Origin of the sequence: Streptomyces bohaiensis (assembly GCF_012033785.1) — a bacterium.
In the GTDB taxonomy this organism is placed as follows: domain Bacteria; phylum Actinomycetota; class Actinomycetes; order Streptomycetales; family Streptomycetaceae; genus Streptomyces; species Streptomyces bohaiensis.
In genome coordinates this window covers 1-4,964 of sequence record NZ_JAAVJC010000323.1, presented here as the reverse complement: position 1 = coordinate 4,964, position 4,964 = coordinate 1, and the positions used below count along the sequence as shown (strand labels likewise).

Genomic DNA, 4,964 nt, shown 5'->3' with positions numbered 1-4,964 from the left:
GCGCCGTCCGTCTCGCTCCCGTGGCGGGAGGAGGTGGACGGCGCGGGGCCGTCGCGCTGAGCCCGGGCCTCCTGCGGCCGGCCCGGGCAGCCGTGCCTACTCGGCCGGAGCCAGCCGCTCCAGGATCAGTTCACGGGCCCGGCCGGCGTCGGCCTGGCCACGGGTGGCCTTCATGACCGCACCGACCAGGGCGCCGGCGGCGGCGACCTTGCCGCCGCGGATCTTGTCCGCGACACCCGGGTTGGCTGCGATGGCCTCGTCGACGGCCTTCCCGAGGGCACCGTCGTCGGAGACGATCTTCAGTCCGCGGCTCTCGACCACCGTGTCCGGCTCACCCTCGCCGGCGAGCACACCCTCGATCGCCTGCCGCGCCAGCTTGTCGTTGAGGGAGCCGTCCGCGACCAGTTCCGCGACCCGGGCGACCTGCACCGGGGTGATGGGGAGGGTCACCAGGTCGACGCCCTGCTCGTTGGCGCGGCGCGCCAGCTCGCCCATCCACCACTTGCGGGCGGCGGCCTGCGGGGCCCCCGCCTCGATCGTCGCGACGATCGCGTCGACGGCGCCCGCGTTGAGGACGGACTGCATCTCGTGCTCGGAGATGCCCCACTCCTCCCGCAGCCGATTGCGACGCACCCGGGGCAGCTCGGGCAGCTCGGCGCGGAGCTCCTCGACCCACTCGCGGGCCGGGGCGACCGGCACCAGGTCGGGCTCGGGGAAGTAACGGTAGTCCTCCGCCTCCTCCTTGACGCGGCCGGAGGTGGTGCTGCCGTCCTCCTCGTGGAAGTGGCGCGTCTCCTGCACGATGGTGCCGCCGCCGGAGAGGACGGCGGCGTGCCGCTGCACCTCGAACCGGGCGGCGCGCTCGACGCTCCGCAGCGAGTTGACGTTCTTCGTCTCGCTGCGGGTGCCGAACTTCTCGGTGCCGTGGGGCCGCAGCGACAGGTTGACGTCGCAGCGCATCTGGCCCATCTCCATCCGGGCCTCGGAGACGCCGAGGGCACGGATCAGCTCGCGCAGCTCGGCGACGTAGGCGCGGGCGACCTCGGGGGCACGGGCGCCGGCACCGGTGATCGGCTTGGTGACGATCTCGATCAGCGGGATGCCGGCGCGGTTGTAGTCCAGCAGCGAGTAGGACGCGCCGTGGATGCGACCGGTGGCGCCGCCCACGTGGGTGGACTTGCCGGTGTCCTCCTCCATGTGGGCGCGCTCGATCTCCACCCGGAAGACCTCGCCGTCCTCCAGCTGCACGTCGAGGTAGCCGTTGAAGGCGATCGGCTCGTCGTACTGCGAGGTCTGGAAGTTCTTGGGCATGTCCGGATAGAAGTAGTTCTTCCGGGCGAAGCGGCACCAGGTGGCGATCTCGCAGTTCAGCGCGAGTCCGATGCGGACCGCCGACTCCACGCCGATCGCGTTCACGACGGGCAGCGCGCCGGGCAGACCGAGACAGACCGGGCAGGTCTGACTGTTGGGTTCGGCGCCGAGCGCGGTGGCGCAGGCGCAGAACATCTTGGTCTTGGTGCCGAGCTCGACATGGACCTCCAGGCCCATGACGGGGTCGTAGGCCGCGAGCGCGTCCTCGTACGACACCAGGTCAATGACTGTCACGGGGGTGTACCTCTCGGCTGCGGGGGTGGGCGGCCCGCCGGTGACGGGGGCCCCGCGCCCGGAGCGGGTCAATCGGAGAGGACATCGTGAATGTCCTCGTTCATGCGGCGCAGTTCACGCCCGAGCAGCGCCACACCGGTGATGACGGCGGCGGCGGAGACGATGCCGTCGACCAGCTGGAGCGTGTCGTGCTCCTCGCGGGCGCTGCGCAGCTGCTTGGCGATGCCGATCACACCGAACACCGAGGTGCCGATGGAAATGTAGACGCCGAGCTTCGACTTGGGCTTGCTCATAGGGCTGGTGCCTCCTCCAGGATGGGATGCCCCCACCGTGCCAGGAAAGCGGCCTCGACCGCGGCCCCCACGCGGTACAACCGGTCATCCGCCATCGCCGGAGCGATGATCTGAAGACCGACGGGCAGTCCGTCCTCCGGGGCGAGGCCGCACGGCAGCGACATCGCCGCGTTGCCCGCGAGGTTGGAGGGGATGGTGCACAGGTCGGCCAGGTACATCGCCATCGGGTCGTCGGCACGCTCCCCGATGGGGAAGGCCGTGGTGGGGGTGGTCGGCGAGATGACCACGTCCACCTGCGCGAACGCCCGCTCGAAGTCCTGCGTGATGAGGGTCCGGACCTTCTGCGCACTGCCGTAGTAGGCGTCGTAGTAGCCGGACGAGAGGGCGTACGTGCCGAGCATGATGCGCCGCTTGACCTCGTCACCGAAGCCCGCCTCGCGGGTCAGCGAGGTGACCTCCTCGGCGGAGCGGGTGCCGTCGTCACCGGTGCGCAGGCCGTAGCGCATCGCGTCGAACCGCGCCAGGTTGGAGGAGCACTCCGACGGCGCGATGAGGTAGTAGGCGGCGAGCGCCTTGGTGAAGGAGGGGCACGACAGCTCGACGACCTCGGCGCCCAGCTCGCGCAGCAGCTCGACCGTCTCGTCGAACCGCTGCATGACGCCGGCCTGGTAGCCCTCGCCGCGGAACTCGCTGATGACGCCGACCCGCAGCCCGGCGACGGTGCCGTTGCGGGCGGCCTCGACCACGTCGGGCACCGGGGCGTCGATGGAGGTCGAGTCCAGCGGGTCGTGGCCGGCGATGACCTCGTGCAGCAGTGCCGCGTCCAGCACGGTGCGCGCGCACGGCCCGCCCTGGTCGAGCGAGGAGGAGAAGGCGACCATGCCGTAGCGGGAGACCCCGCCGTAGGTCGGCTTCACGCCGACGGTGCCGGTCACGGCGGCAGGCTGCCGGATGGACCCGCCGGTGTCGGTGCCGATGGCGAGCGGCGCCTGGTACGAGGCGATGGCCGCGGAAGAGCCGCCGCCGGAGCCGCCGGGGATGCGGGTGAGGTCCCACGGGTTGCCGGTGGGCCCGTAGGCGCTGTTCTCGGTGGAGGACCCCATGGCGAACTCGTCCATGTTGGTCTTGCCGAGGATGACGACGCCGGCGTCCTTCAGACGCTTGGTCACGGTGGCGTCGTAGGGCGGGATCCAGCCCTCGAGGATCTTGGATCCGACGGTGGTCGGTACGCCCTCGGTGGTGAAGATGTCCTTGAGCGCCAGCGGGACGCCGGCCAGCGGGCCGAGCTCCTCGCCGGCTGCACGGCGGGCGTCGACGGCACGGGCCTGGGCGAGGGCGCCCTCCCGGTCGACGTGGAGGAAGGCGTGGACCTTCTCGTCCACGGCGTCGATGCGCGCCAGGTGCGCCTCGGTCACCTCGACCGCGGTGACCTCGCCCGCGGCGATCCGCGCGGCGGTCTCGGCTGCGGTGAGCCTGGTCAGGTCGGTCATGGCGGTCACTCCTCCCCCAGGATCTGGGGCACCTTGAAACGCTGCTGCTCGGCTGCGGGTGCCTGCGACAGCACCTGCTCGGGGGGCAGACTCGGACGGACCTCGTCCGGTCGCATGACGTTGGTCAGCGGCAGCGGGTGGGAGGTCGGCGGGACGTCCTCTCCGGCGACGTCGGAGACGGCTGCGACCGCCCCGATGATGTCGTCGAGTTGACCGGCGAAGTGGTCGAGCTCTTCGCTGGACAGCTCCAGACGCGCCAGCCGAGCGAGGTGGGCGACCTCCTCGCGCGTGATGCCAGGCATGCGGCGATCCTCATTGCTGTGTCGAGGGCTGGGTTGAGCCACCAATCCTATGGGGTGCTCGGCCTGCTCCACGCACGGCAGCCCGGCCGACGGACGCCGTCCGCGGCACCGGAGCGGGCGGAGTGCCGCGGCCACGGTCGCCGGGCACGGTGGGAGCGCCGGAGGGAGAGCCTCGCGTCTCCCCTACGGGCACCCGCGCGGCGCTCACGGCGCGGGGCGGGCCGGGTCCTCCCGCTGCCGCTGGGGGGCCCGGGCGGGACCGGGGGCGGCCGGGCCGTGCCCGGCGACGGCCGCCGCCCCGGCGGCGGGCCGGTGGTGGTCACGGAGCCAACGGGTGGTCTGGGAGGCGGGCATGGCGGGCGAGAGCAGCCAGCCCTGCACCGCGTCACAGCCGAGGTCACGAAGCCGGTTCCACGTCTCGCCGTCCTCGACGCCCTCCGCGACGACGGCCAACCCCAGCGAGTGCGCCAACTCCACCGTGCAGCGCACGATCTCCGCGTCCTCGCCGTCCTCGGCGAGCCGGGCGACGAAGGCACGGTCGATCTTCAGCTCGCTCACCGGCAGGCGCCGCAGGTGGACGAGTGAGGAGTACCCGGTGCCGAAATCGTCCAGCGACATGCGCACCCCGTGGCCGGTGAGTCCCGCCAGGGTGTCGGCTGCCTGCTGCGGGTCGTCGAGGAGGACGTGTTCCGTGATCTCCAGTTGAAGTGCTCCGGCGGGCACGCCGTGGCGCGCGAGGCGCGCGGCGACCGCTCCCGCGAAACCCGGGGTGTGCACGTCCCGGGGCGACACGTTGACGGCGACGGGAACAGCGATGCCCTCGGTGCGCCAGCGCGCGACCTGGGCCAGTGCCGCCTCCAGCACGTAGTCGGTGAGCCGCGGCATCAGACCGGAGGACTCGGCGACGGCGATGAACTCGTCCGGTGCCACCCTGCCGCGCTCGGGATGGTCCCATCGCACCAGGGCCTCCAAGCCGGCGACGGATCCGTCGAACCGCACCTTGGGCTGGTAGTGGAGGCGGACCTGACCGGTGTCGAGCGCCGCGCGGAGGTCACCGAGCAGCGCGAGTCTCCCGGGGGTGTGGCGATCGCGCGAGCGGTCGTAGACCTCCACCGCGGGGCGGCCGGAGCGCTTGGCCTCGGAGAGAGCGACGTCGGCCTGGCGCAGGAGGGCCTCGGCCGCCCGCGCTTCCGGCGGGGCCTCCTCGGTGGCGCCGGTGGGCGCGGCGCGGCGCGGTCGCCCTCCGGGACGCGGCTGCCCCGGCGGGGCGGCGG

At 72.5% G+C, this 4,964-nt stretch carries 5 protein-coding genes; all 5 read right to left on the bottom strand.

Annotation, left to right across the window (positions count from 1 at the left end; all coding sequences use genetic code 11):
- Positions 1–96 precede the first annotated feature (96 nt).
- Complete coding sequence (gene gatB / locus HCN52_RS21840) at positions 97–1,605, bottom strand: Asp-tRNA(Asn)/Glu-tRNA(Gln) amidotransferase subunit GatB (protein WP_168090159.1); 1,509 nt, start codon at positions 1,603–1,605, stop codon at positions 97–99.
- Between the two features lie 68 nt (positions 1,606–1,673).
- Positions 1,674–1,898 (bottom strand): hypothetical protein, encoded by a 225-nt coding sequence (locus HCN52_RS21835; RefSeq protein WP_167974529.1) that lies wholly within the window; start codon positions 1,896–1,898, stop codon positions 1,674–1,676.
- Positions 1,895–3,388: an Asp-tRNA(Asn)/Glu-tRNA(Gln) amidotransferase subunit GatA gene (gatA, locus tag HCN52_RS21830; RefSeq protein WP_168090158.1), complete on the bottom strand. Its 1,494-nt coding sequence runs from the start codon at positions 3,386–3,388 to the stop codon at positions 1,895–1,897. The genes HCN52_RS21835 and gatA overlap by 4 nt, the downstream gene beginning before the upstream one ends.
- A gap of 5 nt (positions 3,389–3,393) precedes the next feature.
- The gene (gene gatC / locus HCN52_RS21825; RefSeq protein WP_167935187.1) at positions 3,394–3,690 is read right to left on the bottom strand and encodes an Asp-tRNA(Asn)/Glu-tRNA(Gln) amidotransferase subunit GatC; all 297 of its coding nucleotides are present in this window, start codon (positions 3,688–3,690) and stop codon (positions 3,394–3,396) included.
- 204 nt (positions 3,691–3,894) lie between these two features.
- Positions 3,895–4,964: putative bifunctional diguanylate cyclase/phosphodiesterase (locus HCN52_RS21820; RefSeq protein WP_168090157.1), on the bottom strand; the 1,070-nt coding region annotated here is incomplete at its 5' end.

Bases quoted from the DNA above. Each gene is read 5' to 3' on its own strand.
- HCN52_RS21835 (WP_167974529.1), bottom strand. From the start codon at position 1,898: ATGAGCAAGCCCAAGTCGAAGCTCGGCGTCTACATTTCCATCGGCACC.
- gatA (WP_168090158.1), bottom strand. From the start codon at position 3,388: ATGACCGACCTGACCAGGCTCACCGCAGCCGAGACCGCCGCGCGGATC.
- gatC (WP_167935187.1), bottom strand. From the start codon at position 3,690: ATGCCTGGCATCACGCGCGAGGAGGTCGCCCACCTCGCTCGGCTGGCG.